Here is a 23693-nt window from a genome sequence, read left to right as displayed (position 1 = left end):
TCGCGGTCCGCGCCGGCTTGTGCCGCCCCGGTTCAGGCGTTGGGCCGGACCAGGCCGAGGTCGTAGGCGGCGATCGTCGCCTGCACGCGGTCGCGCACGCCGAGCTTGGCCAACAGGGCGTTGACGTGCACCTTCACCGTGCCGGTGGTGATGCCCAGGGCCGCGCCGATCTCGGCGTTGGACAGGCCGGTGGCGATGCTGACCAGAACCTCGCGCTCGCGCGGGGTGAGCCCGTCCAGCCGCCCGCCGGGCTCGGCCGGGCCGGACAGCCCGCCGCTGGCGAACGCGTCGATCAACCGCCGGGTCACGGCGGGACTGAGCATCGCCTCGCCGTCGGCGACGACCCGGATGGCGGCGAGCAGGTCGGCGGGCAGCACATCCTTGAGCACGAATCCGGCCGCGCCCGCCTTCAACGCCTCGAAGACATAACGGTCCTGATGGAACGTGGTCAGCACGAGCACCTTGGTCTCCGGCGCCGCGGCGGTCAGCTGCGCGGTGGCGGTCAGCCCGTCCATGCCGGGCATCCGGATGTCCATGAGCACCACGTCGGGCCGCAGCTGCGCGGCGAGATCGAGCGCGGCCTGCCCGTCGGCGGCCTCCCCGACGACCTCGAGCCCCTTCTCGGCGTCGACGATGGCGGCGATCCCGGCGCGCACCATGAGCTGGTCGTCGACGACCATCACCCGGACGGCGATGACGCCACCTCCTTGTCGTCCCCGGCCGGCGTGCCCGGCCCGGTCCCGGCGGAAATGCTCCCAGCCGGCCCTCCACCCGCGCCGGCCGGGTCGCTCGCACCGGGTGAGGCGGCTCGGCCCTCAGCACCGACGGCTTTCATCGGCCCTCGCCCTGACAGGTCCGGTGCGGGTGAGTCGCTGGGCGGGCCCTCCGCGCCGGTCGGCTCGGGGAGTGTCATCGCGGTTGAAACCGGGCCGCTCCCGCCCGGATGAGCCGCCATCGGCGCCGGGAGGAGGATCTCCGGGTGGCCGTCGCTCGCGGTGCCCATGCTGCCGCCCACCGCGGCCAGCCGCGCCCGCAGTCCCGCCGCGATCTCCCCGCCCTCGTCCGCCGGCATCGGCCGGATGCTGATCCGCAGCGGATCACCGGTCAGGTCGACCCGCGCGGTCACCGGCCCGGTGTCCCCGGCCAGCAGCAGCTCCACCACCCGGAACGCCGACAGGTCGACGTCCGCCGGCAGCGCCCGGCCCGCGCCGGGGATCTCCAGGCCCACCTGCCGGCCGTTGGCGCGCCACCGGTCCGCCAGGCCCGGCAGGGCCGCCGTGGTCGGCTGCGGGTCGCGGTCGCCCGCGTCGCGGGCCGGGTCCGTTTCGGCGCGCAGGCCGTTGAGCAGGCCGCGCATCGCGTCCAGGGCCGTCCGGGCCGAGGTCAGCACCTGGTCGAGGTCGCCCGCGTCGGCCGCCGTGGCCACCCGGGCCGTGTCGCGCAGGACCGCCGCCTGCAGGCCGGCGGCCACCCGGGCGCGTTCGAGGCCCGCCACCCAGATCGCCTGGGCCGTCGACGTGGCGACCGCGTCGTGCTCGCGGGCCTCGAGTCCGGCGCGGCGTCGGCGGGCGAGGAAGCCGGCCAGCCAGGCACCCACCATCGGCATCCCGAGCGGGCACCCGACGGCCACGGACATGAAGATCGCCCACACGACGAAGGGGATTCCCTCCTCCGGCGGCGCGTCCAGGGCGAGGGTGACGCCGGAGGCCAGCACCGCGGAGGAGAACGAGGCGGGGATCGCCAGGGCGGTCAGGTTGTTGCGGCGGGCGTAGCGGGCGACCGCGTACACCGCGACGGCCTCCGCGCCCAGTCCGGCCGGCATGACCCAGCCCAGTGCCGGTGCCACCGGCCCGGCCGCGATCAGGACCGGCAGCAGCCACGAGGTGGCCGCGACCGCGGTGAGCACGGCCCAGGGATGGGTCCGCCGCCAGATCACCGGTACGGCGTGGACCGCGGCGACCAGGAGGAGCAGCGGCACCGGCGCGCCGACGAGGTCGGGGCCGCCGTCGGTGACCAGCAGTGCTGCCACCGGCGGGAACAGGGCGATCAGGAACAGGACCACGTCGATGACGTGCTCGGCGCCGGGCAGCCGGCGGCGGGGGACCGGGGGCGGGGCGCTGGTCAGGGGCAGCACCGCGCGGACGCGCCAGCCGCCGCCGGGGCCGGGGCCCGCGGTCAGGGTGCCGCCCAGCGCCACGGCGCGTTCCCGCATGCCGGCGATGCCGCGCCCGGAGCCCATCCCGGTGACACCGTCCGCGTGGGCGCCGTCGTCGTCGACGGTGAGCTCCAGGCCGTCGGGGACGGGGCCGAGCCGGATGCGGACGCCGCCGGCCGGGGCGTACCGCAGGGTGTTGGTCAGCGCCTCGCGGGTGATCCCGCAGATCGCCTCGGTCGTGGCGGCCGGCAGGTCGTCCGGGGCGACCTGCACGCTGACGTGCTGGCCGAGCAGCCGGAAGCCCTCGGCGAGCTCGGCCAGCCGGGCGGTGACCGGGCCGGGCCGCTCGTCCGGCAGCTGCAGCAGCGCGACCAGCCGGTGCAGCGCCGCCAGGGTGTCGCGCCCGGTCCGGGCGGCGAACCCGCGGGCCTCGGCGACCAGGTCGGGACGGGTGCCGCCGAGGCGCTGGGCGGCCGAGGCGATGACCACGATCGAGGTCAGGTGGTGCGCGGTCACGTCGTGCAGCTCGCGGGCCAGGCGGTGCCGTTCGGTGTCGGCGGCCCGGGCCCGCCGGTCCTCGGCCTCGGCCAGCCGGCCCGCGGCCGTGCTCCGCTCGGCGTGCCAGCGGTGCCGGGCCCGGCCGAACGCGACGACGGTCGCGTAGACCACCACGATGGTGACCACCTCGAGGGCGAAGTCCTCCAGGCCCGTGGTGGTGGCGATCAACACGGCCTGCAAGACCATCGCCGCCGCCGCGATGCCCAGCGTCATCCGCCGCGAACGCAGCACGGCGACGCTGTAGAGCGCGATCAGGTCGGCGATCGAGACGACCAGCAGCGCGTCCAGGGGTACGCCGTACGTCCCCACGGTCACCGCCGCGACCACGACACCGATGGCCACCAGCGGCGCCGACCGCCGCCACAGCAGCGCCACCGCGACGACGACCGTGGCCGTCACGCCGGTCGCGACGGCGGGCGCCGACAGCGGGTCGTCCGAGGCCAGCGGGATGCCCGGCCACACCGCCAGCTGTGTGACGGCGAGGACCAACGGCACCAGCCAACCCGGAATGCGCTCCATGACGCACCGACCCTAAAGGGGCGCTGCCACGCCCCGCATCGGCCCGGGGTGCCACCGGTGTCTATATCCAAGGGTGGAGGGCGGCCCGGCCGCGGCGGGAACACTCAGCTTCGGCCCGCCACCGCCGACTGGTACTGCGCCAGGAGTGACAGAGACCAGGGAGCCGAGCGCAGCGATGAGTCCAGCCGACAAGCGGGTAGGCCGCAGGCGCGCGGCCCGGCCCGCCCGCCCGGGTGTGCTCCCGCTGGTGCTGGCGTTGCTGACGGTGACCTGGGTCGTGGGGTGGCTGGTGGTGTACGACGGCGGCCCGCTCATGCCCGGGTACGCCGGGGGACCGGTGGCCATGGTGGCCGCGTTCCTGGCCTGCCGGCGGATCGGCTCGATGATCGTGGTGCCGCGGCCGATCCGGGGCTTCTGGCGGCTCTTCTCGCACGCGGCGATCTGCCTGGGGATCGGCTCGGTCGGTGCGTTCGCGTTCGCCAACAACGATCCTGGGTTGTCGCCGTACATGGCCGTGCCGACGATGCTCGGCGTCGTCATGGTGGTGCTGGCCTTCCTGCGGCTGCCGGTGGAGCGCCGGTCGCTGCTGCGCTGGGCGCAACTCATGCTCGACGGCGCGACCGTCGCGGTGGCCGGTGCGCTGATCTACTGGTACGTCGTCTTCGACCTCGCCACGGCGGCGACCTCGACGCTGACCCGGAACGGCGCCGCCGTCACCGGGGTCGGTTCGCTGATCGCCCTGGTCGTGATCGGTCGCGCGGCGATGAGCCCGGCCAGCGCCGTCGACTCCGTGTCGCTGCGCATCCTGACTGTCGCGCCGCTGGTCGCCGTGGCCACCACGGTGCTGCTCATCGCCGGCGGGGACACCGGACGGCTGATCATCTCGGTGCTGGGCGTACCGCTCGTCGGCGCGGCGATGGCGCTGGCCGCGTACCGTCAGGAAGTCGTCCTGCGCCGCACCGCGGCGACCCCCGCCGCATCGTCGTCGCGCAGCATCTACAACGCGCTTCCGCTGGTCGCGGTCATCGCGACCGCCGCCCTGGTGATCACCGTCTCGGCCCGCCAGCTCGGCTGGCACCAGCGGGTCGTGATCATCGGCGCCGTGCTCATCGCCGCCTTCGTGGTGGCCCGGCAGCTGCTCGGGCTGCGGGCCAACGCCCGGATGCTGGCCGGCATCCGCCGGCAGCAGGCGGAGCTCGAGCATCTCGCAATGCATGACCCGTTGACCGGGCTGGCCAACCGCGCCCGCTTCGGCGCCGTCCTCGGCGAGCGCCTCGACGCGCACCGCAGTGCCAGCGTGCTGCTGGTCGACATCGACGACTTCAAGATGGTCAACGACACCATGGGGCACGCCGTCGGCGACCAGCTGCTCTTCGAGGTGGCCCAGCGGCTGCGCCACCACAGCGCCGTCAGCCATCTGCCGTCGCGCCTGGGCGGGGACGAGTTCGCGGTGCTGCTCGACGTCGACGATCCGGCCGAGGCCGAGGAAGCCGCCGCGCGGATCCTGGCCGCACTCGCGGTGCCGTTCCGGGTCGGCGAGCACCAGCTGCTCGCCCACGCCAGCATCGGCGTCGCCCTGGCCGGGCAGGGCGACAACGCCGACGAGGTGCTGCGCAACGCCGACATCGCCATGTACGCGGCCAAGGCCTCCGGCAAGGCGTCCTGGGCCCGCTTCGAACCGCGGATGCACAGCGAGGTCGTCAACCACGCCCGCCTCGGCAGCGAGCTGCACAACGCCATCATCCGCCACGAGCTGGAGCTGGCCTACCAGCCGGTCTTCGACCTGGTCACCGGCCTGATGGCCGGCGCCGAGGCGCTGGTGCGCTGGCGGCACCCGGTCCGCGGGCTGGTCTCGCCGGCCGACTTCATCCCGGTCGCCGAACGTTCCGGGCTGATCGTGCCGCTGGGCTCCTGGGTGCTGCGCGAAGCCTGCGAGCAGCTGGCCAAGTGGCACGCCGAGTACGGCGCCGCCGCCATCCGCTCGATCAACGTCAACGTGGCGGCCCGGCAGCTGCGCGAGTCCGGCTTCGTGGACGAGGTCGCGGCCGTGCTCAGCGACACCGGGCTGATCCCGGCCAACCTGGTGCTGGAGGTCACCGAGTCGTCGGTGCTCGACGGCCGGCAGGTCCGCGACACCCTGCAGGCCCTGCACGAGCTGGGCGTACGCCTGGCCCTGGACGACTTCGGCACCGGCCAGTCGAGCCTGAGCCTGCTGCGCGCGTTCCCGGTGGACGTGCTGAAGCTGGACAAGTCGTTCGTGGACGGCATCTGTGACGGCGAGGACCGCGGGCGGCTGGCGGTGGCCGCGGCGGTCGCCCAGCTGGCCGAATACCTGGACCTCTACGCGGTCGCGGAGGGCATCGAGACGGCGGCGCAGGCCGAGCGGCTGCGCGAGATGGGCTACCGGCTGGGGCAGGGGTACTTCATGGCCAAGCCGCTGCCGCCGGCGGAGATGGCCGAGCTGATGATCCGGACCGTGCTGCCGGTCACCGCGGCGTGAAGGGCCGGCCCGCGGGAGCGGGCCGGCCCGACGCGATTACGCGGAGACCTCGTTGCGCTCGGCGCCCCACATGGTGTGGAAGGCGCCGTCCTTGTCGACGCGGCGGTACGTGTGCGCGCCGAAGAAGTCGCGCTGCCCCTGGATCAGGGCCGCCGGCAGGCGCTTGGCGCGCAGGCCGTCGTAGTACGCCAGCGCCGACGCGAAGCCCGGCGCCGGGATACCCTGCTGGGCGGCCGTGGCCACCACGCGCCGCCAGGCCTCCTGGGCGCCGCTGACCGCGTCCAGGAAGTACTCGTCGACCAGCAGCGACGGCAGGTCCGGGGACTTGTCGAAGGCCTGCTTGATGAAGTCGAGGAACTTGGCCCGGATGATGCAGCCGTCCCGCCAGATCTTGGCCATCTGGCCGGGGTCGATGTCCCAGCCGTACTCCGCGCTGGCCGCCTGGATCTGCTGGAAGCCCTGCGCGTAGGCGACGATCTTCGAGGCGAACAGCGCCTGCTCGACGTCCGCCTGCAGGTCGGCGCCGCCCGAGCCGGCGGTGGCCGTCGGGCCGGGCAGGTCGGCCGCCGCCGCGCGCACCTTCGGGTCGCCCGACAGCGCCCGGGCGAAGACCGACTCGGCGATGCCGGAGACCGGCACGCCCAGGTCCAGGGCCGCCTGCACGGTCCAGCGGCCGGTGCCCTTCTGCTCGGCCTGGTCGACCACGATGTCGACGAACGGCTTGCCGGTCTCGGCGTCGATCTGCTTGAGCACCTCGGCGGTGATCTCGATCAGGTACGAGCCCAGCCGGCCCTCGTTCCAGCCCTTGAAGATCTCCGCGATCTCCGCCGGCGAGTGCCCGCCGACCGAGCGGAGCAGGTCGTACGCCTCGGCGATGAGCTGCATGTCGGCGTACTCGATGCCGTTGTGCACCATCTTGACGAAGTGCCCGGCACCGTCGGGGCCGACGTGCACGCAGCACGGCTCGCCGTCGACCTTGGCCGAGATGTCCTCCAGCAGCGGGCCGAGCGACTCGTAGGACTCCTTGGAGCCGCCGGGCATGATGCTCGGGCCGTGCAGGGCACCCTCCTCGCCGCCGGACACGCCGGTGCCGACGAAGTGCAGGCCGCGCTCCTTCAGCGCCGCCTCGCGCCGCCGGGTGTCGGCGAAGTGCGCGTTGCCCGCGTCGATGAGCATGTCGCCCTCTTCGAGCAGCGGGGCGAACTCGTCGATGACCGCGTCGGTGGCCTTGCCGGCCTTGACCATGATCACCACGCGGCGCGGGCGCTCCAGGCTCGCGACGAAGTCCTCGGCGCGCTCCGAGGGGATGAACGTGCCCTCGTGGCCGTAGGCCTCCACGAGTTCCTTGGTGCGCCCGTAGCTGCGGTTGTGCAGCGCGACCGTGTGGCCGTGGCGGGCGAAGTTGCGGGCCAGGTTGCGGCCCATCACCGCCAGCCCGGTTACCCCGATTTGGGCCTTTTCCGTCATGAACGTCCTTCCTCCACGCGAGCGCCGGAGTATGGGTCCCGGCGTCGCAAGCCGTCGCGCTCATTGTTACGTGTTTACGAGTCGCAGGGTTCGACTGTCCCGTCTCCCGGTTACCCGGAACCCTCACCAGCGGCTCCGGCGCGCCGATGGAGCAGGACGTGAGCAAGGGCCGGAACTGGTATCTGGGCGTCACGGGCACGCTGACCGTGGCCCATCCGCTGCTGCCCGCCGAGGTCCGCTCGGTCACGTACCTGGTGGTCTCGGCCTGCACCGTGGTCCCGCTCACAGCGCTGGCCCGGCGGTCGGGGTGGGCCCAGGCCCGGATGTGGTGGATGCTCGCCGCGGCCATGGCGGTGCTCACGTTCGGTAATGCCGCCACCACGATCGGCGGTGACGCCATGCGGCTGCCGGCCGAGCTGCTGCTCACCGTCGGTCACGCCGGTCTGCTCGGCGCGGCTGTCAGCCTCGTGCTGCGCCGGGGCCGCAACGACATCGGCGGCCTGCTGGACGTCTCGGTGACCGCGATCGGCCTGGGCGGCCTGGTCTGGACGGCGCTGGTCTTCCCACGCCTGCGGAGCCTGGACACGCCGCAGGGCGAGCAGATGACGCTGCTGATGAGCATGCTGATCCTGCTGGGGGTGCTCGGCGCGCTGGCCCGGGTGTGGCGGATGGCCGAGACCCGGTTGCCGGCGCTGGTCATGCTGCTCGGGGCGCTGCTGCTGGCCCTGACCGGCAACATTCTGCTGGCGGTCACCACCGGCACGATGACCACCGGCCGGCCCGGCTGGACCGAGATGTTCTTCCTGCTGGCCTACATCCTCGTCGGTCTGGCCCCGCTGGACGCGTCCGTGCTGGAGCTGCAACGCGCCGGTCCGGCGCCGGTGGACCGGCTCTCCACCGGCCGGCTGGTCTTCCTGGGCGCCACCCTGGCCGTCAATCCGCTGGTCGCCGGCGCGCGGCAGGTGCTGGACCTGCACGCCGACGGGCTGCTGCTGGCCGTCGGCACCGTGCTGATCGTGCCGCTGGTGATGGTCCGGATCGGCCGGCTCGCCACCGAACGGCGGGCCGCCGAGGAGGCGCTGCGCCACCAGGCGACCCACGACCCGCTGACCGGCCTGCCCAACCGCGCCGACCTGATCACCCGGCTGCAGGCCGCGCTGGCCCGCGAGCGCGCCGCCGGGCAACCCGCCGTCGTGCTGCTCTTCTGCGACCTCAACGGCTTCAAGGCGGTCAACGACCGGCTCGGGCACACCGCCGGCGACCAGCTGCTGGCCGGCATCGGCGCGCGGATCCGGGCCGGTCTGCGCGCCCACGAGACCATCGCCCGCTACGGCGGCGACGAGTTCCTCGTGCTCTGCGAGGAACCGGACCAGGCGCAGGCCGCGCGGCGGCTGACCGGGCACGTCGAGAGCGCCCTGGCCGAGCCGTTCGCGCTGGCGGGTACGCAGGTCCGGGCGAGCTGCAGTGTGGGCGCCGTGCTCTCCGACGGCCGGACCGGTGCCGACGAGCTCATCACGCGCGCCGACCAGGCGATGTACGGGGCCAAGCAGCGCCAGCACGCCGTGGCCTGACGCGCGGTCGGCCGAAGATCGGTCCGCGGGTACGCTCCGTGCGTGAAGCGCGGCGAGATCTGGACCATCGGCAGCCGCACCGACCTGCGCTACCGGGTCCTCGTGCTCTCCTCCGACAACTACAACGACCGGGCCAACCCGTCGCCGTTCTGCGCGCCGATCGTGCGCCAGCGCGGGGCGACCGAGCTGCCGCCGTACGCGGTGGCTCTGACCGAGCAGGATCCGATCACCGGGGTCGTGGTGGTCAACCGGATGCGCCGGTTGCCGGCCTCGGTCGGCGCCGAGCGGATCGGCATGGTCACCGGTTCCAGCATGGCCCGGTTGGCCGAGGCCATGCGGGAGCTGTTCGAGCTGTGACTACTCGACGCTGACGACGCTGACCTCACGGGTGCCGGTCAGCGTGCCGCCGGGCGCGCCGACGTACGTGCCGGAGGTGGGCGCCACGTCCGCGTAGTCCCGGCCGACCGCCACGGTGACGTAGCCGTTGCCGGCCCGCCGGCCGTGGCACGGGTCGAAGGCCAGCGCCACCGCCCGGTCGCCCCGCGGGACCAGCACCTCGACCCAGGCGTGCGTGCCGCCCTGGCCGATCAGGTGCCCGGAGACGTAACGCGACGGCACCCCGAGCAGGCGGCACACGGCCAGCATCACGTGCGCCGAGTCCTGGCAGACGCCCCGGCCGCCCGCGAGGGCCTGCGCCGCCGTGGTGCTGACCGAGGTCACGCCGTACTCGTAGGTCAGGGCTGCGTGGGCGGCCGCGCACGCCCGCTCGGCGGTCTGCTCGTTGTCCGCCGCGCCGCAGCCCTCCGCCAGCTCCCGCAGCGCCTCGTCCGGCGCGGTCAGCCGGGTGGCGCGCAGCAGCCGGGGGTCGTGCAAGGCCGCGAGCGGCACCTGCGGCGGGCCGTCACCGACCACCCGGTCCAGCGTGGCGGTCAGGTGGAACTCGACCGCCTGCTCGACGCGGGCGGCGACCACGCGGACCACGGTGTTGCCCGCCGCGTCCAGCCGCGAGCGCCGGGCGTGGGCCGCTCCGGTCACCGCCAGGCGGTGGCTGCGCCGGTAGAGGTCACCGTGCCGGCGCCGGGGCACCACCACGAGCCGCTGGGCCAGGGCGGTGACCGGTTCGCGGTAGGCGTACCGGAAGCTCTGCTCGACCCGGAAGCCGATCCGCCGCGCCCCGTCGAGGTCCATCCCGCCATGATCCGGCATCGGTGTTTCCGGCGCATCACCGCACCGGCCGGGCCGGGCGGCGGCGCACCGCATCGGCCCGGCGCCGCGGACCGTTCGGTGGGCTGCGGGAACCGGCCGGCCGGGGCCCGCCTCCGGACGGACCCCGGGCCCCGGTCGTCCTTCCGGGTGACCCGGCCGCGCTGCGCCGCAGGTCGACCCCGGGGGCAGGTGAACGGGGGATGACGCCGCGCGGCGCGCTGGCGTATGCAGGGAACCGCAGTGGTGAATTCCGGCAGGTGGGAGCGGTATGGGTGGCAGGCAGCAGGCGTACCTGGAGGCGATGGAGAACCTGCGTTCGGTGGCGCGTCCGGCCATCGGGGACGGGTCCCGCGCCACCGTGGACCGGGCTGTGGGGCTGCTGGCCGGGCGTACCCGGTGCCGGCTCGCCGAGGCCCACCGGCATCTGATGCACATGGCCGCCGACCAGAACCGCGACGTGGCCGACGTCGCCGCCGGGGTGATCGGCATGCTGGACATCCCCGAGCCGGCCGACGACCGCGGCCCGCCGTTGCGCTCGACGCTGCTCGCGCCCCGGCAGAGCCCCACCGGGGTCCGCCCGGTCGAGCCGTGGCCGGCGGTGGTGCAGGCCGTGCTGGATCTGCTGCCCGGACAGTCCGCGCTGCTCACGCCGGTCCGGGATCCCTCCGGCGAGCTGGTCGACCTGGTCTACGCCGCGGTGACCCCCGAGGCGACCACTCCGGACGGGCGGCACGGCCGGCAGCTGGTCGGCGCCCGGCTGGCCGAGCAGTTCCCGCACGCGCCGTCCAGTGAGCGGTGGGCGGCCTACCGGCGGGTCCTGGACACCGGCGAGCCCGTGCAGCTCGGACCGTTCACCGTCGAGGGTCACCGGTTCACCGTCCGGGCCCACCGCCTCGGTTCCGGCCTGTTCATGACCTGGGTGCGGCACGGCGCGGGCCCCGACGAGGGTGACCGCATCGCCGGCACCGAGCAGCTCGGCAACCTCGGCTGGGGCGAGTGGGACCTGGTCAGCGGCGAGGTCCGGTGGTCGGCCCAGCTCTACCGGATCTATGAACGGGACCCGGCCCGCGGCCCGCTGTCCACCGAGGAGACCGAGGCGCTGGCGGTGGCCGAGGACGCGCCGCTGCGGCTGGCCGCGGCGGAGGCGTTCGAGCGGGGCGAGCGGGTCGACGTGACTCTGCGGGTCCGGATCAAGGGCCGGATCAAGCACCTGCGCACGGTCGCGGACGCCACCCGCGACGGCGCCGGCCGGCCCCTGCGCGTCTACGGCATCGTGCAGGACGTCACCGCCCGCGAGAACGGCGCCCGCCGGCTGGCCGAGGTCGAGCAGCAGCTCGCCGAGCACCGCCGCAGCCTGCACGCCGAGCACGAGCTGGCGGCCCGGCTGCAGCACATCATCCTGCCCATCCCCGAGCGCCCGGTGGAGCTGCCCGGCATCAAGGTCGCCGTGCGCTACCTGCCGGCCGGACAGGAGAGCCTGGTCGGCGGCGACTGGTACCACGCGGCGGCGCTACGCGACGGCTCGGTGCTGCTGGCGATCGGTGACGTGGCCGGGCACGGCACGCTGGCGGCCACGACGATGGCGCAGCTGCGGTACTCGCTGCGGGCGCTGGCCGTGACCACCACCGACCCGGCCGAGCTGCTCGGGCACCTCAACCGGATCACCTGCGACCTGGACGAGGAGCGGCCCGAGACCGCGGCGACCGCGATCGTGGCCCGCTACGAGCCGGCCCTGCGCCGGCTGACCTGGGCGCAGGCCGGGCACCCGCCGCCGCTGCTGAGCCGCGGGGGCCGGACGCAGCCGCTGCCCCGGCCCGGCGGGCCGATGCTGGGCGTGGTGGAGGACGCGCGCTACGAGTGCGCCGAGCTGCGGCTGGCGATCGGCGACCTGCTGCTGCTCTACACCGACGGGCTGGTGGAGCACCGCTGCCGCAGCCTCGACGAGGGGCTGGACGCGGTGATCCGTACCGTGGACGAGGCCGTGGCCGCGGCGCCCCTGCAGCCGCTCGCGGAGCTGGTCAGCCGCCTGCGGCAGGCCAATCCGGACGACGACACCTGCATCCTGGCGGTGCGCCCGACCACCGGCGAGACCCAGGATCTGCGCCGCTACCTGCGCTCGCGCTGAGCGTCCCAGACCCGCAGCGCCCGCCGGACCAGGTCGGCGTTGCCGGCCGCGGGCCGGCCGTCCTCGGTGACCAGGGTGTCCTCGAGGCCGATCCGGGTGGGCAGGCCGAGGCGCCCGGCGTGGGCGATCAGCGGCCAGCAGGCGTCCTGCTCACCGTGCAGCAGCCGCGGTCCGGTGACACCGAGGTGGTCGAGGCGGCCGAGGATCGCGTCGGCCGCGGCCACCGCGCCGGCCGCCGGCGTGCCGAGGATCTCGATCAGGACCCGGTCGACCGGTACGCCGTCCAGCCGCCCGGCGTCCCGTGGCGACCAGACGCCCGCCTCGACGTCGATCCCGGCGTCGCGCAGCAGCGCGGACAGCTCGGCGAAGCCCTCCTCGCCGACGTTGACCGACGCGAACGCGGGCCGCTGATCGGCTTCGAGGGCGGCCCACCGGGCCACGGTGGCGTGCCGCCGGGCGACGTCACCGCCGGTGATCCACAGTCCGGTGGAGACACCGACGGGCGTGCCGGGACAACCGGCCCGGACGGCCGCCACAGCCGGGCCGATGTCCGCCGGGTCCAGGCTCTCCGCACCGTCCGTGTCGCGGGGGTGCAGGTGCACCGCCTCGGCCCCCGCGGCCACCGCCTGCGCCGCGGCCACGGCCAGCTCGGCCGGGGTCACCGGGACGGCCGGGTGCTCGCCGCGGGTCCGCCCGCCGTTGAGGCAGGCCTTGAGCCGCCGGATCATTGCGCCTCCGGGGAGAACGGGGTGTGCGGCCGCTCGACCGGCTCGCCGTCGAGGAAGAGGTCGACCTTCTCGTTGTAGAAGCTGACCAGCCCGGCGATGGGCAGCAGCTCCCGGGTCGGGAAGTCGTAGGACCAGGCCAGGTCGGGATGCAGCGTGCCGCCGGCGCGTACCGACCAGTAGCCCGTGGTACGCCCCTTGTACGGGCAGGCGGTGACCGTCGCGCTGGGCTCCAGGTGCGTGAAGTCGACGGCGGTACGCGGCAGGTAGTACCGCGGCGGCAGCCCGGTCTCGAAGACCACCACGGGCGTCGCCGACTCGGCCAGCGGCACCCCGTCGAGCTCGACGAGTACGTGCCGGGTGGAGCGCAGCGCGTCGACCCGCGCGTACGGGTTGCGGGGGTGGACGAACACCTCCTCGTCCTCCTCGAACCAGGCGTCCAGCGCCGCCCACTCCAGCCGCACCAGCCCGGCCAGCTCCGGCACGCTGTCGCCGGTGTGCACATGCCCGGCGGCCGTCCGGGTGACCTCCCCACTGCGCAGGCCCACCCGCCGGGCGGTCCCCAGGGGGAGCCGCTCCTCGTGGTCCTCGTCGACGAGCACATCCGCGGCCAGGTCCGCGGCCGGTACGTAGTACCGCGGGTACGGCGGCCACTCCCAGACGTACACCGCGCGGGTGGTGTCCAGCACGACGCGGCCGCCGAGCACACCGCGGATCCGGCGCGGCACCGGCTCGCGGTGGCCGACCGGCGTGATCAGTCCGGGGTAGCCCACCGTGTCACTCCTTCCCCCGGGTGTCCGAGAATCGCTCGACGGCCCGCGTCCGGGTGCTGCTCCACCACCTCGGCGGTGCCGTCCGGAAACAGCTTCGCCAGCGCGACGGCCGGTACGCAACCCGTGATGGCTCGCCCGGCACCCGCGGTGACCAGGACGGGCGCGCGGCATAGCTGAACCGGCACTCCCCGGAAGCCCGGATCAAAGCTGTAGGGATGAGGTCTTGTTGCCCGCTGGCTGGAGCCGCCGTTGCATCAAGCGGGCTCATCTTGTTCGCAACAGCTGTGGTGCTGCATTCCGCATATTCGATGTCGAATGCTTGCTTCGACAGCACCGGCCAGATCGTATGCCCGGCTGAGGGCCCTGACTGGGCGCGGCCGCTACCCGGTGTGGCCGCTGTCGCAGGCGTTCTCATCGGCCTTTTCGGCCTGCTCGCCGGCCGTCCTGTTCGCCGGCTCGCACTGATCATCGGTTTCCTCATTGTTGCCGCTGGGATGATCGCAAGCTGGCTGATGATGCCCTGAACGGCGCCTCGATCAAGTGCTGAGGACGGCCGGAAACCGGCGAGCACGCGCGCCCGCCGGCTTCGTGCCGGTCGTGGTCAGGACAGGGGGCAGGTGTTGCGGTAGTCGGAGATCGCCAGGCCGCTCGGGCCGGGGCAGATGAACTGGTCGTAGCGGGTGTCGTCGTCGACGAAGCGCTTGAGCCAGGCCACCGCCTGCCGGGCGGTCGGGTTGTTGGTGGTCTGCGGGAAGAAGTGGCTGGCGTTGTTGAGCTCCAGGTACGCCTTCTCGGTGGCCGCCGGGATGCTGTTGTAGAACGGGATCGAGTGCGCTGAGACCGACGCGATCGAGTCGCTCTCGCCGCCGATGATCAGGGTCGGCACCCGCAGGCCCGACCAGGACTTGGTCAGGTTCCACGGCGCCAGCGGCACGGCGGCCTGCAGCGACGGCCGGTCCTTGGCCGCCTCCAGCGAGCCACCGCCGCCCATCGAGTGCCCGGCCACCGCGAGCCGGCTCGCGTCGATGCGGCTGCGCACCGAGCTGCTGCGGGTCAGGTAGTCCAGCGCCGCCAGCAGCTGGTTGCCGCGGGAGGCGGGCTGGTCGAGGGTGGAGTTGGTCTCGATGCCGATGACCACGAAGCCGTGCGAGGCGATCCGCGGCCCGAGCCAGCTGATGCTCGACCAGCTCGCGGTGTAGCCGGGGGAGATGGCGACAGCGCCGAAGGTGCCCTCGGCGGTGCTGGTCGGGTAGTAGATGACGCCGCCGCCGAAGCCGGAGACGCCGAGCCTGGAGACACTCTGCTGGGCGGTGGCGAACGGTCCGCGGCCGGCGTCCAGGATGGCCGTGGTCGGCGCCGGGCCGCGCTCGTACGGGCTGGCCGCCTGGGCGCTGGTGGCACCGGTCAGCGAGCCGGCGATCAGGGCCAGGGTGGCGGCCGCGGTGACCAGGAACCGGCGGGACCGGGCGGGGATGGTGGGTGACTGCACGTCGGACTCTCCTCGGGTGGGACGGGATCGACGAGCGTCAGTCTTCGGCCGGACCTCGCCGCGGCACATCGGTGAAATCACCGGCCTTGACATCGCGCCGGGCCCGTTCTTGAGTGTTACTCGGAGGTAACCCTGTGAGAATCAGCCGGAAACAATTCGCGCTCGCCGTGGCGCCGGCCCTGATCGCCGGTGTGCTCGCGGTTCCGGCGTCGGCTGCCGCGCCCACCTGCGCCGCGCCGGTCGCCAGCACCACTCAGCCCGGCTACCTGGTCGCCGATCCGGCCTGCGAGCCGAACGGCACCCCGTTCACCGCCACGCCGGACTCCGTGGTGCACACCGGCATCCGCGACGGCGCGGCGTACCGGATCGAGGTGCCGAAGGCCTGGAACGGCCAGCTGGTCGTGTACGCGCACGGCTACCGCGGCACCGGCACCACGGTGTACGTGGACAGCCCGTCGCTGCGCGCGCACTACATCGCCCGGGGCTTCGCCTGGGCCGCCTCCAGCTACCAGACCAACGGCTACGACGTGGGCCGGGGCGTGCGCGACTCGTACGCGTTGATCGGCCTGTTCCGCGAGGTCACCGCCCAGCGCGCCCGATCGGTCTACATGACCGGTGCCTCGATGGGCGGGCACATCACCGCCGTCGCGATCGAGGAGCACCCGCGTGCGTTCGTCGGGGCGATGCCGGTCTGCGGGGTGCTGGGCGACGCCGAGCTCTTCGACTACTTCCTGGACTCCAACGTCACCGCGGCCGCGCTCGCCGGCGTCGACATCGACTTCCCGCTGACCCCGGACGACGGCTACGCGGACCGGTGGCGGGCGCAGGTCCAGCGGATCCTGCCGGCGCTGGGGGTCAGCACGGGCCGGCCGCCGGTGCTCACCGAGGCCGGCCGCACCTGGTCGGACGTCGTCGAGCGGCGCAGCGGGGGCGAGCGGCCGGGCTTCGCCGCGTCGTTCGCCTACTGGAACGCCGCACCCTCCTCGGCGCCCACCGCGGACCTGCCGTTCGTGTTCGGTCTCTACCCGGGCCTGTCCGGCGGCACCGCCGGCATCGCGGACGGCAACCTCACGGACAACCGGTTCACCCTCTACCGCAGCACCGACCGGCTCCTGCCAACCCGCGCCGAGTGGCGGCTCAACCGGGACGTGCTGCGGGTGGCGCCGACCGCCCGGCCGAGCGCGGGCCTGGCCGGCGTGCCGCGGGTGGACGGCCGGCCGCCGGTGCCGGTGCTCTCGCTGCACGACATCGGTGACCTGTTCGTACCGTTCTCGATGGAGCAGGTGTACGCCCGCCGCGCCCAGCAGAACGGCCGGGCGAAGCTGTTCGTCTCCCGGGCGGTCCGCGGCGTCGGGCACTGCGACTTCACCCAGGCGGAGATGCGGCAGGGCTTCGACGACCTGGTGAGCTGGGTCCGCGGCGGCCACCGCCCCGGCGGCGACGCGATCCTGAACCGGCGCGCCGTGGCAGCGGCCGATTTCGGTTGCCGCTACACCGTCGGGGAGCGGGCTGCTTTCGGTGCCGCGTGCCCCGCGAAGGTGGGTGCCGCGGGCCGGCGGTGACGGTTGACAGGGGAGCATGCCATTGAAAGGCTTCAATGGCACGCTTTCCTGCATCCCGAGCCGTCAGGAGCGACCGATGCGCCGTGCCCCGTCGTGGATTCCCCGCGCCGCCCTCACCGTCGCTCTCGTGCTGCCCCTGGTGGCGCCGCCGGCCGCCGCCGCGGCCGCGCCGCCGGCCGGGGACGGTCCGCAGACGGTGGCGGACGTCTACCGCTACCTGGAGGATCCGCAGCTCACCGGCGAGGGTCAGGAAGCACCGCACGCGGATCTGCGGCCGTACGCCAGTGCCCGCGCCGCCGCGGCCGACGTGACCAGCCACGACGCGCGCGACCCGAATGTCACCTCGCTGAACGGCCAGTGGCGGCTGAAGATCTTCGACCGGCCGGACGACGTGCCCGCGGCGTTCCACGGCGCCGGCTTCGACGCGTCCGGCTGGCCCTCGGTCTCGGTGCCGCACACCTGGCAGTCCGACTTCATCGACCACCCGATGTTCCGCAACATCCCGTCCGACATCGCCCCGGACGACCCGCCGAAGGTGCCCCGCGACGTCAATCCCACCGGGGCGTACCTGCGCACGGTCGACCTGCCCGCCGACTGGACCCGCGACAGCGACCGGGTCCTGCTCCGCTTCGAGGGCGTGACCAGCAACTACCTGGTCTGGGTGAACGGCGGGTACGTCGGCTACGACCAGGGCGGCTACACCCCGGCCGAGTTCGACATCACCGAGCGGCTGCGGCCGGGCCGCAACAGCATCGCGGTCCAGGTGCACCGCTGGGGCAGCGGCGCCTACCTGGAGGACGTCGACCAGTGGCGCTACAGCGGCATCTTCCGCGACGTGCGGCTCTACCGCTTCGCCCCGACCCGGCTGCGCGACGCGACCATCACCACCGACCTGGACGCGGCGTACCGGGATGCGACGCTCAGCGCGCGGGTCGAGGTCGCGGGCGCGCCGGGCAGCTTCACCGTGCGCGGCACTCTGCAGGACCGGCGCGGCCGGACCGTGACCACCCTGACCGCCGCGACCGGCCCCGGTGAGGTGACGCTGACCGCGCCGATCAGCAACCCGGCGAAGTGGAGCGCGGAGGAGCCCAACCTCTACACCCTGGTGCTGCAGCTGCTCGGCCCGGACGGGCGGGCCCTGCACACCACCGCCCAGCCGGTCGGCTTCCGCGAGATCGAGGTCCGCGACCGGCAGATCCTGGTCAACGGCGAGCGCATCCTGATCAAGGGCGTGAACCGGGCCGAGACGGATCCGGACACCGGCCGGTACGTGACCCGGCAGGCCCAGCGCGACGACGTCTTCCTGATGAAGAAGCTGCACCTCAACGCCGTCCGCACCGCGCACTACCCCTCCGACCCCTACCTGTACGACCTGGCGAACGAGCACGGCCTGTGGGTCGACGACGAGGTGGACATCGAGACGCACAGCCACGAGACCTGCCCGTCGAACTGCCTGGCCGACCGCCCGGAGTGGCAGGCCGCGTTCGCCGACCGCTTCCAGGCGATGGTGGCCCGGGACAAGAACCACCCGAGCGTCATCTTCTGGGACACCGGCAACGAGGCCGGCCTGGGCGCCGCGCACTACGCGATGGCGGCCTGGGCCGACGCCCACGAGCCGACCCGGCTGCTCTACCACCAGTCCAACAACCCGGACGGCGACGCCCCGTTCGCCGACGTGGACGGTCCCCGCTACCCGACCCCCGCCCGGCTGGAGAGCCGCACCCTGAGCAGCACCAAACCGATCGTGATGGGCGAGTACGCGCACGCCATGGGCAACGGGCTGGGCAACTTCGACCAGTTCTGGGCCCTGGCCCGCAAGTACCCGGCGATGCAGGGCGGCTTCATCTGGGACTGGGCCGAGCAGAACCTGCGCCAGCCGCTGATCACCACCCCCGACGCGGCCCACGGCATCCAGACGTTCCTGGTCGGCAAGCCCGGCGTTGTCCCCGGCCGGCGCGGCCAGGCGGTGGCCCTGTCCAGCCTGGACGATTTCGTCGACGTCTTCCGCGACAAGCGGCTGGACCTGACCGGACCGCTGACGCTGGACGCCTGGGTCAATCCGGGGGAATGGGCCGGCAGCTTCCCGATCCTGACCAAGGGCCAGGGGTACGCGCTGCAGATGCGCGACCGCGACACCCTGGAGTTCGGCGTCGACGCGGGCGGCTGGGCCACAGCCGCCGCGGACGTACCGGCCGACTGGTACGGCGCCTGGCACCGGGTCACCGGCGTCTACGACGGCACCGCCCTGCGGCTGTACATCGACGGCGCCGAGGTGGCGACGACCGCCCGTACCGGTGCGGTGGACCCGGGCCTGTTCGAGGTCAACCTGGGCCGCAACGCCGACACCCAGCAGGACAACGACCTGTGGAGCATCCGGCTCGGCCGCGGCCTGATCGACGACGCGCGCATCTACCCCTCCGCCCTCACCCCCGCTCAGCTCGCGGCAGGTGCGGATCCGGTCGCCGGCGCGGTGCTGGCCCTGAACTTCGACCGCTTCCAGCGCCGGGGCGACTTCCTGAGCCTGGGCATCAGCCTGTCCGGCACCGACGGCCTGGTCGGCTCGGACCGCTCCGTGCAGCCGGAGACCGCCGAGATGGCCTGGGCCCAGGCCCCGGTCCGGATCTCCCGCACCGGCACCACGGTCCGGCTGCACAACGAGCAGCAGGCCGGCGCCTTCGACCTGACCGTGCGCTGGCAGGTCAAGGAACAGAGCGACGTCCTGCGCTCCGGCAGCCGGCGCATCCGGCTCGCCCCGGGACAGACCACCGAGCTCGATCCGGGCCCGCTGCCGGCCAACCCGGCCGACCGGGAACGCTTCCTCACCGTGACCGCGGCCGGCAACCGGGACACCGCCTGGGCCCGCCGGGGCTGGATCGTCGGATACGACCAGTTCTCTGTCGGCGGCCGCGCGGTGCCGGGCATCCTCCCGCTCCCCGTGCCCGGCGCACCCGCGGTGACCACCCGCGGCGACACCGTCACCGTGTCCGGCCGGGACTTCGCCTACCGGTTCGACGACGGCGCGCTCACCTCGATGCGCGCGGCCGGCCGGGAACTGCTGCGCGGCGGGCCCCAACTGGACGTGTACCGGCCGCCGACCAGCAACGAGACCTACGACTGGGGCACCGACGACCGGCGGATCTGGCACGAGACCGGCCTGGACCGGCTGCGGACCACGGTCACCGGGGTACGGACCCGGACCGAGGCCGACGCCGTCGTGGTCGAGGTGCGCGGTGTCGCCGCCGGCCCCGGCACCGAGGCGCTGCTGTCGTTCGACCAGACGCTGACGTACCGGATCGACCGGCGCGGCACCGTCACGCTGCGCCAGGACGTCGCCGCCAAGGGCTCGCGGGTCGGCGCGCTGCCGTACCTGCCCCGGATCGGCGTCTCGCTGCGCGTGCCCGCCTCGATGCAGCGCTTCGCCTACTACGGGCGCGGTCCGCAGGAGTCCTACAACGACCGGCGCAGCGGGGCCCCGATGGGCGTCTACCGCAGCACGGTCGAGAAGGAGTACGTGCGGTACTCACGGCCGCAGGCGTACGGCAACCACACCGACACCCGCTGGGCCAGCCTGCACGACAACCGGGCCGGGCTGCTGGTCGGCGGCACCTCCGACGTCAGCGTGACCGCCTACGACGACCTCGACCGCGCCGAGTACGACCACCAGCTGCCACTGGTGCGCAACAAGGACTGGGTGACGCTGCACGCGTTGGCCGGCGAGACCGGGATGGGGGAGACTCCGAACTCGGTGCTGGCGCCGTACCGGCTCTCGCCCACGCGGCCGTACTCGCACGAGCTGGTCCTGCGCCCGCTCACCCGGACCGAGGTCGCCGCGGGCGGCGTCCCGGACGCCGACGTGCCGGCGCCCTGCCCGCCGGAGCTGACGGTCACCACGGACGGCCGGATCGAGCCCGGCACAGCCGAACCGGTGCAGGTCCAGGTCGCGGCGCGCTGCGCGGCGGGTCTGCGGGACGCGACGGTACGGCTGAGCGCGCCCGAGGGCTGGACCGTGCAACCGGCCTCGGTGGACCTGGGCGCCGTCGCCGAGCGGGAGACGGCCACGTTCACCGTCACCGCGCCGGCGGGCACCGACATCGGCACGTACCGTCTCACCGCGACCGCCGAGACCACCACCCCGGACGGTTTCGCCTCGACCACCACGGCGACCGCCACCACCGAGGCGCCGCTGCCGGCGGGCTACGCATGGCTCAGCGACCGCCCGTTCACCGCCCCGGTGAACGGCTGGGGCCCGGCCGAGAAGGACCGCAGCAACGGCGAACAGGGCGCCACCGACGGCAACCCGCTGACCATCGGCGACGTCGTGTACCCCAAGGGCATCGGCGTGCACGCGGCCTCCACGGTCCAGGTGGACCTCGGCGGCGACTGCACCCGCCTGCGCGCCGACGTGGGCGTCGACGACGAGACGGGCAGCGCGGGCTCGGTGACGTTCGAGGTCTGGGGCGACGGCACCCGGCTGGCGCAGACGGGCGTGCTCACCGGCGCGGATCCCGCCCAGCGGCTGGACGTCGACGTGACCGGCGTGCGGAGCCTGGAGCTGCGGGTCACCGACGGCGGTAACGGCAACGGCAACGACCACGCCGACTGGGCCGCCGCCCGGCTCGCCTGCGGCTGAGCCCACCCGCGGCGGAAACCCATGAAAAGTTCGTTACCTGAGCCGGATCGGGCAGAATCAGCGGCCATGTCCCGTGAACCGCGCGTCTCCTGCGTCTTCATCTGCCACGACGGTGCCGGCCGGATCCTGCTCGCCCGGCGCTCCGCCGGTGCCCGCGACGAGCCCGGGACCTGGGACACCGGGGCCGGCGCCCTGGAGTTCGGCGAGACCTTCGAGGCCGCGGTGACCCGCGAGGTCAAGGAGGAGTACGCGACCGAGCCGCAGGAGATCAGCCTGCTCGGCGTCCGCAACGTGGTCCGGACCGAGCCGCTGTCGCACTGGGTCGCGGTCGTCTTCGCGGTCCGCGTCGACCCCGCCACCGTGACGATCGGCGAACCACACAAGTTCGACGAACTGGGCTGGTTCGACCCCGCCGCCCTGCCGGCCCCGCTGCACTCCCAGCTCGAGCCCACCCTCGACCTCTTCCGCGAGGTCCAGCTGTAACGGCGGGTTTTCTGCCGCGAAACACTGGATTTGGTTTCGTCGATGTTCCATGCTGTGCGTGGGAGCGCTCCCACCATCCTCGTCGTCCCCTCGGAGGAACCCCCGCATGTTCTCGATCCGATCCAAACGGCGTCTCGCCGCAGCCGCGGCGGCTGTCCTGGCCGCCCCGCTGCTGTGGTTCGCCACCACCGGCACCTCCTCCGCCGCGGCAGCCGCCCCGGCCGAGGACTGGTTGCACGTCAGCGGCAACCAGATCGTCGACGAAGCCGGCAACCCGGTCTGGCTCACCGGGACCAACTGGTTCGGCTTCAACGCCGGTGAGCGCGTGTTCCACGGGCTCTGGTCGGCCAACCTGACCGAGGTCACCAGGTCCATGGCCGACCGCGGCATCAACATCGTCCGGGTGCCGATCTCCACCCAGCTGCTGCTGGAGTGGAAGGCCGGGCAGGCCGCCGTGGCCGCCGGCGTCAACACGTACGCCAATCCGGAGCTGACCGGCAAGACCACCTTGCAGGTCTTCGACGCGTTCCTCGCGCTGTGCCGCCAGTACGGCATGAAGGTCATGCTCGACGTGCACAGCGCCGAGGCCGACAACTCCGGCCACAACCACCCGGTGTGGTGGAAGGGCACCATCACCACCGAGAACTTCTACCAGGCGTGGGAGTGGGTGACCGCCCGTTACAAGAGCGACGACACGCTGGTCGCGATGGACATCAAGAACGAGCCGCACGGCGCGCAGAACGAGACTGTCCGCGCCAAGTGGGACAGCTCCACCGACGCCGACAACTGGAAGTACGTGGCGGAGACCGCGGCCAAGCGGATCCTGGCGATCAACCCCAAGGTGCTGGTGCTGGTCGAGGGCATCCAGGTCTACCCGAAGGCCGGCTCGACCTGGTCCTCGCCGAACACCAACCCGGACCTGAGCTCGAACTTCCACAACACCTGGTGGGGCGGCAACCTGCGCGGCGTCGCCGAGCACCCGATCAACCTGGGCGCCGACCAGGACCAGCTGGTCTACTCGCCGCACGACTACGGGCCGCTGGTGTTCGACCAGCCGTGGTTCCAGAAGACGTTCGACAAGGCCTCGCTGACCGCCGACGTGTGGACGCCGAACTGGCTGTACGTGCACGACACCGGCACCGCGCCGCTGCTGATCGGCGAGTGGGGCGGCCGGCTGGGCCAGGACGAGCGGCAGGACCGCTGGATGACCGCGCTGCGCGACCTGATCGTGGAGAAGAAGCTGCACCAGACGTTCTGGGTGCTCAACCCCAACTCCGGTGACACCGGCGGGCTGCTGCTCGACGACTGGAAGACCTGGGACGAGCAGAAGTACGCCCTGCTCAAGCCGGCCCTGTGGCAGCACGGCGGCAAGTTCGTCAGCCTGGACCACCAGGTCCCGCTGGGCGGCACCGGCAGCACCACCGGCATCAGCCTGGCCGCCCGTTACGGCGGCGGCACCGAGCCCACCGGCCCGGCCTCCCCGTCGGTCTCGGCCTCGGCATCCACCCCGCCCGTGCCGTCCGGCACCTGCACGGCCACCTACAGCCAGACCGGTGCCTGGAACGGCGGCTTCCAGGGCGAGATCACGATCAAGAACACCGGTACGGCGGCCACCCGCGCCTGGACGGCCACCTGGACCAACCCGGCCGGTACGGCGGTGTCCTCGCTGTGGAACGGCACGCTGACCACGTCGGGCTCGACCGCGACGGTCCGCAACGCCGCCCACAACGGCGCCCTGGCCGCGGGAGCGAGCGCCACGTTCGGCTTCGTCGGCACCGGCCCGGCACCGGCCCCGGCGGTCACCTGCTCAGCGTCGTAGCCCGTCGAAGTCCCAGCGCGGCATGGTCGCCGCCGCCGGGACCCGGGCGCCGGCGGGGGAGTACGTCATGACCTCGTCGGTGGCCCAGCGGATGTAGCCGCCCAGGGCGGC

Annotated in this window: 16 protein-coding genes; 9 read left to right on the top strand and 7 right to left on the bottom strand. The window is 73.5% G+C overall.

The genetic code is table 11. The annotated features are described in order from the left end of the window. Positions 1-32: 32 nt before the first annotated feature. Both Aau02nite_RS43705 and Aau02nite_RS43700 read right to left on the bottom strand, forming a co-directional pair. On the bottom strand, positions 33-680 hold the full coding sequence (locus tag Aau02nite_RS43705; protein ID WP_212994592.1) for a response regulator: 648 nt from the start codon (positions 678-680) through the stop codon (positions 33-35). Then, the gene (locus Aau02nite_RS43700) at positions 680-3232 is read right to left on the bottom strand and encodes a sensor histidine kinase (RefSeq protein ID WP_212994591.1); all 2553 of its coding nucleotides are present in this window, start codon (positions 3230-3232) and stop codon (positions 680-682) included. The genes Aau02nite_RS43705 and Aau02nite_RS43700 overlap by 1 nt, the downstream gene beginning before the upstream one ends. A gap of 175 nt (positions 3233-3407) precedes the next feature. Here Aau02nite_RS43700 and Aau02nite_RS43695 point away from each other — a divergent pair, with 175 nt between their 5' ends. Continuing rightward, positions 3408-5732 carry a putative bifunctional diguanylate cyclase/phosphodiesterase gene (locus Aau02nite_RS43695; RefSeq protein ID WP_212994590.1) on the top strand — a complete coding sequence of 775 codons (2325 nt, stop codon included), beginning with the start codon at positions 3408-3410 and terminating at the stop codon, positions 5730-5732. Positions 5733-5768: 36 nt separating this feature from the next. Here Aau02nite_RS43695 and gnd read toward each other — a convergent pair whose 3' ends face one another. Further along, positions 5769-7199, bottom strand: a complete 1431-nt coding sequence (gene gnd / locus Aau02nite_RS43690) for an NADP-dependent phosphogluconate dehydrogenase (RefSeq protein ID WP_212994589.1) — start codon at positions 7197-7199, stop codon at positions 5769-5771. 158 nt (positions 7200-7357) lie between these two features. Between gnd and Aau02nite_RS43685 the strand changes: the two genes are divergently transcribed. Together Aau02nite_RS43685 and Aau02nite_RS43680 are read left to right on the top strand one after the other, a co-directional pair. Beyond that, positions 7358-8770: a GGDEF domain-containing protein gene (locus Aau02nite_RS43685; RefSeq protein WP_212994588.1), complete on the top strand. Its 1413-nt coding sequence runs from the start codon at positions 7358-7360 to the stop codon at positions 8768-8770. A 42-nt stretch (positions 8771-8812) separates the two neighbouring features. Further along, positions 8813-9127 carry a type II toxin-antitoxin system PemK/MazF family toxin gene (locus Aau02nite_RS43680; protein WP_212994587.1) on the top strand — a complete coding sequence of 105 codons (315 nt, stop codon included), beginning with the start codon at positions 8813-8815 and terminating at the stop codon, positions 9125-9127. On the opposite strand, the gene Aau02nite_RS43675 is transcribed toward Aau02nite_RS43680, so the two are convergent. After that, the gene (locus Aau02nite_RS43675; protein ID WP_212994586.1) at positions 9128-9958 is read right to left on the bottom strand and encodes a transglutaminase family protein; all 831 of its coding nucleotides are present in this window, start codon (positions 9956-9958) and stop codon (positions 9128-9130) included. Positions 9959-10244: 286 nt separating this feature from the next. Between Aau02nite_RS43675 and Aau02nite_RS43670 the strand changes: the two genes are divergently transcribed. After that, positions 10245-12101 carry a SpoIIE family protein phosphatase gene (locus Aau02nite_RS43670; RefSeq protein ID WP_246595885.1) on the top strand — a complete coding sequence of 619 codons (1857 nt, stop codon included), beginning with the start codon at positions 10245-10247 and terminating at the stop codon, positions 12099-12101. On the opposite strand, the gene Aau02nite_RS43665 is transcribed toward Aau02nite_RS43670, so the two are convergent. Together Aau02nite_RS43665 and Aau02nite_RS43660 are read right to left on the bottom strand one after the other, a co-directional pair. Next, positions 12083-12829, bottom strand: coding sequence for a 3-keto-5-aminohexanoate cleavage protein (locus tag Aau02nite_RS43665; RefSeq protein WP_212994585.1), 747 nt, complete (start codon positions 12827-12829; stop codon positions 12083-12085). The genes Aau02nite_RS43670 and Aau02nite_RS43665 overlap by 19 nt on opposite strands. Next, positions 12826-13599, bottom strand: a complete 774-nt coding sequence (locus Aau02nite_RS43660; protein WP_212994584.1) for a DUF427 domain-containing protein — start codon at positions 13597-13599, stop codon at positions 12826-12828. Before Aau02nite_RS43660 ends, Aau02nite_RS43665 begins: the two co-directional genes overlap by 4 nt. A 284-nt stretch (positions 13600-13883) precedes the next feature. Here Aau02nite_RS43660 and Aau02nite_RS43655 point away from each other — a divergent pair, with 284 nt between their 5' ends. Continuing rightward, on the top strand, positions 13884-14123 hold the full coding sequence (locus Aau02nite_RS43655) for a hypothetical protein (protein ID WP_212994583.1): 240 nt from the start codon (positions 13884-13886) through the stop codon (positions 14121-14123). Between the two features lie 77 nt (positions 14124-14200). Here Aau02nite_RS43655 and Aau02nite_RS43650 read toward each other — a convergent pair whose 3' ends face one another. Beyond that, on the bottom strand, positions 14201-15049 hold the full coding sequence (locus tag Aau02nite_RS43650; protein WP_246595896.1) for an alpha/beta hydrolase family protein: 849 nt from the start codon (positions 15047-15049) through the stop codon (positions 14201-14203). Positions 15050-15222: 173 nt separating this feature from the next. Between Aau02nite_RS43650 and Aau02nite_RS43645 the strand changes: the two genes are divergently transcribed. The 4 genes from Aau02nite_RS43645 to Aau02nite_RS43630 all read left to right on the top strand — a co-directional run bounded on the left by Aau02nite_RS43645 (position 15223) and on the right by Aau02nite_RS43630 (position 23582). Then, positions 15223-16650, top strand: coding sequence for a phthalyl amidase (locus Aau02nite_RS43645; protein ID WP_246595884.1), 1428 nt, complete (start codon positions 15223-15225; stop codon positions 16648-16650). A 76-nt stretch (positions 16651-16726) separates the two neighbouring features. Further along, the gene (locus Aau02nite_RS43640) at positions 16727-21280 is read left to right on the top strand and encodes a glycoside hydrolase family 2 TIM barrel-domain containing protein (RefSeq protein WP_212994581.1); all 4554 of its coding nucleotides are present in this window, start codon (positions 16727-16729) and stop codon (positions 21278-21280) included. Between the two features lie 66 nt (positions 21281-21346). Next, positions 21347-21763: an NUDIX domain-containing protein gene (locus Aau02nite_RS43635; protein ID WP_212994580.1), complete on the top strand. Its 417-nt coding sequence runs from the start codon at positions 21347-21349 to the stop codon at positions 21761-21763. Positions 21764-21869: 106 nt separating this feature from the next. After that, the gene (locus tag Aau02nite_RS43630) at positions 21870-23582 is read left to right on the top strand and encodes a cellulase family glycosylhydrolase (protein WP_212994579.1); all 1713 of its coding nucleotides are present in this window, start codon (positions 21870-21872) and stop codon (positions 23580-23582) included. Positions 23583-23693 lie beyond the last annotated feature (111 nt).

The sequence above is a fragment of the Actinoplanes auranticolor genome (assembly GCF_018332655.1).
Classification (GTDB): domain Bacteria; phylum Actinomycetota; class Actinomycetes; order Mycobacteriales; family Micromonosporaceae; genus Actinoplanes; species Actinoplanes auranticolor.
The sequence above is the reverse complement of the archived record's forward strand: the minus strand, read 5'-3'. Positions and strand labels throughout refer to the sequence as shown.

Bases quoted from the DNA above. Each gene is read 5' to 3' on its own strand.
- Aau02nite_RS43665 (WP_212994585.1), bottom strand. From the start codon at position 12,829: ATGATCCGGCGGCTCAAGGCCTGCCTCAACGGCGGGCGGACCCGCGGC.
- Aau02nite_RS43675 (WP_212994586.1), bottom strand. From the start codon at position 9,958: ATGGACCTCGACGGGGCGCGGCGGATCGGCTTCCGGGTCGAGCAGAGC.
- Aau02nite_RS43700 (WP_212994591.1), bottom strand. From the start codon at position 3,232: ATGGAGCGCATTCCGGGTTGGCTGGTGCCGTTGGTCCTCGCCGTCACA.
- gnd (WP_212994589.1), bottom strand. From the start codon at position 7,199: ATGACGGAAAAGGCCCAAATCGGGGTAACCGGGCTGGCGGTGATGGGC.
- Aau02nite_RS43635 (WP_212994580.1), top strand. From the start codon at position 21,347: ATGTCCCGTGAACCGCGCGTCTCCTGCGTCTTCATCTGCCACGACGGT.
- Aau02nite_RS43705 (WP_212994592.1), bottom strand. From the start codon at position 680: ATGGTCGTCGACGACCAGCTCATGGTGCGCGCCGGGATCGCCGCCATC.
- Aau02nite_RS43695 (WP_212994590.1), top strand. From the start codon at position 3,408: ATGAGTCCAGCCGACAAGCGGGTAGGCCGCAGGCGCGCGGCCCGGCCC.
- Aau02nite_RS43670 (WP_246595885.1), top strand. From the start codon at position 10,245: ATGGGTGGCAGGCAGCAGGCGTACCTGGAGGCGATGGAGAACCTGCGT.
- Aau02nite_RS43640 (WP_212994581.1), top strand. From the start codon at position 16,727: ATGCGCCGTGCCCCGTCGTGGATTCCCCGCGCCGCCCTCACCGTCGCT.
- Aau02nite_RS43630 (WP_212994579.1), top strand. From the start codon at position 21,870: ATGTTCTCGATCCGATCCAAACGGCGTCTCGCCGCAGCCGCGGCGGCT.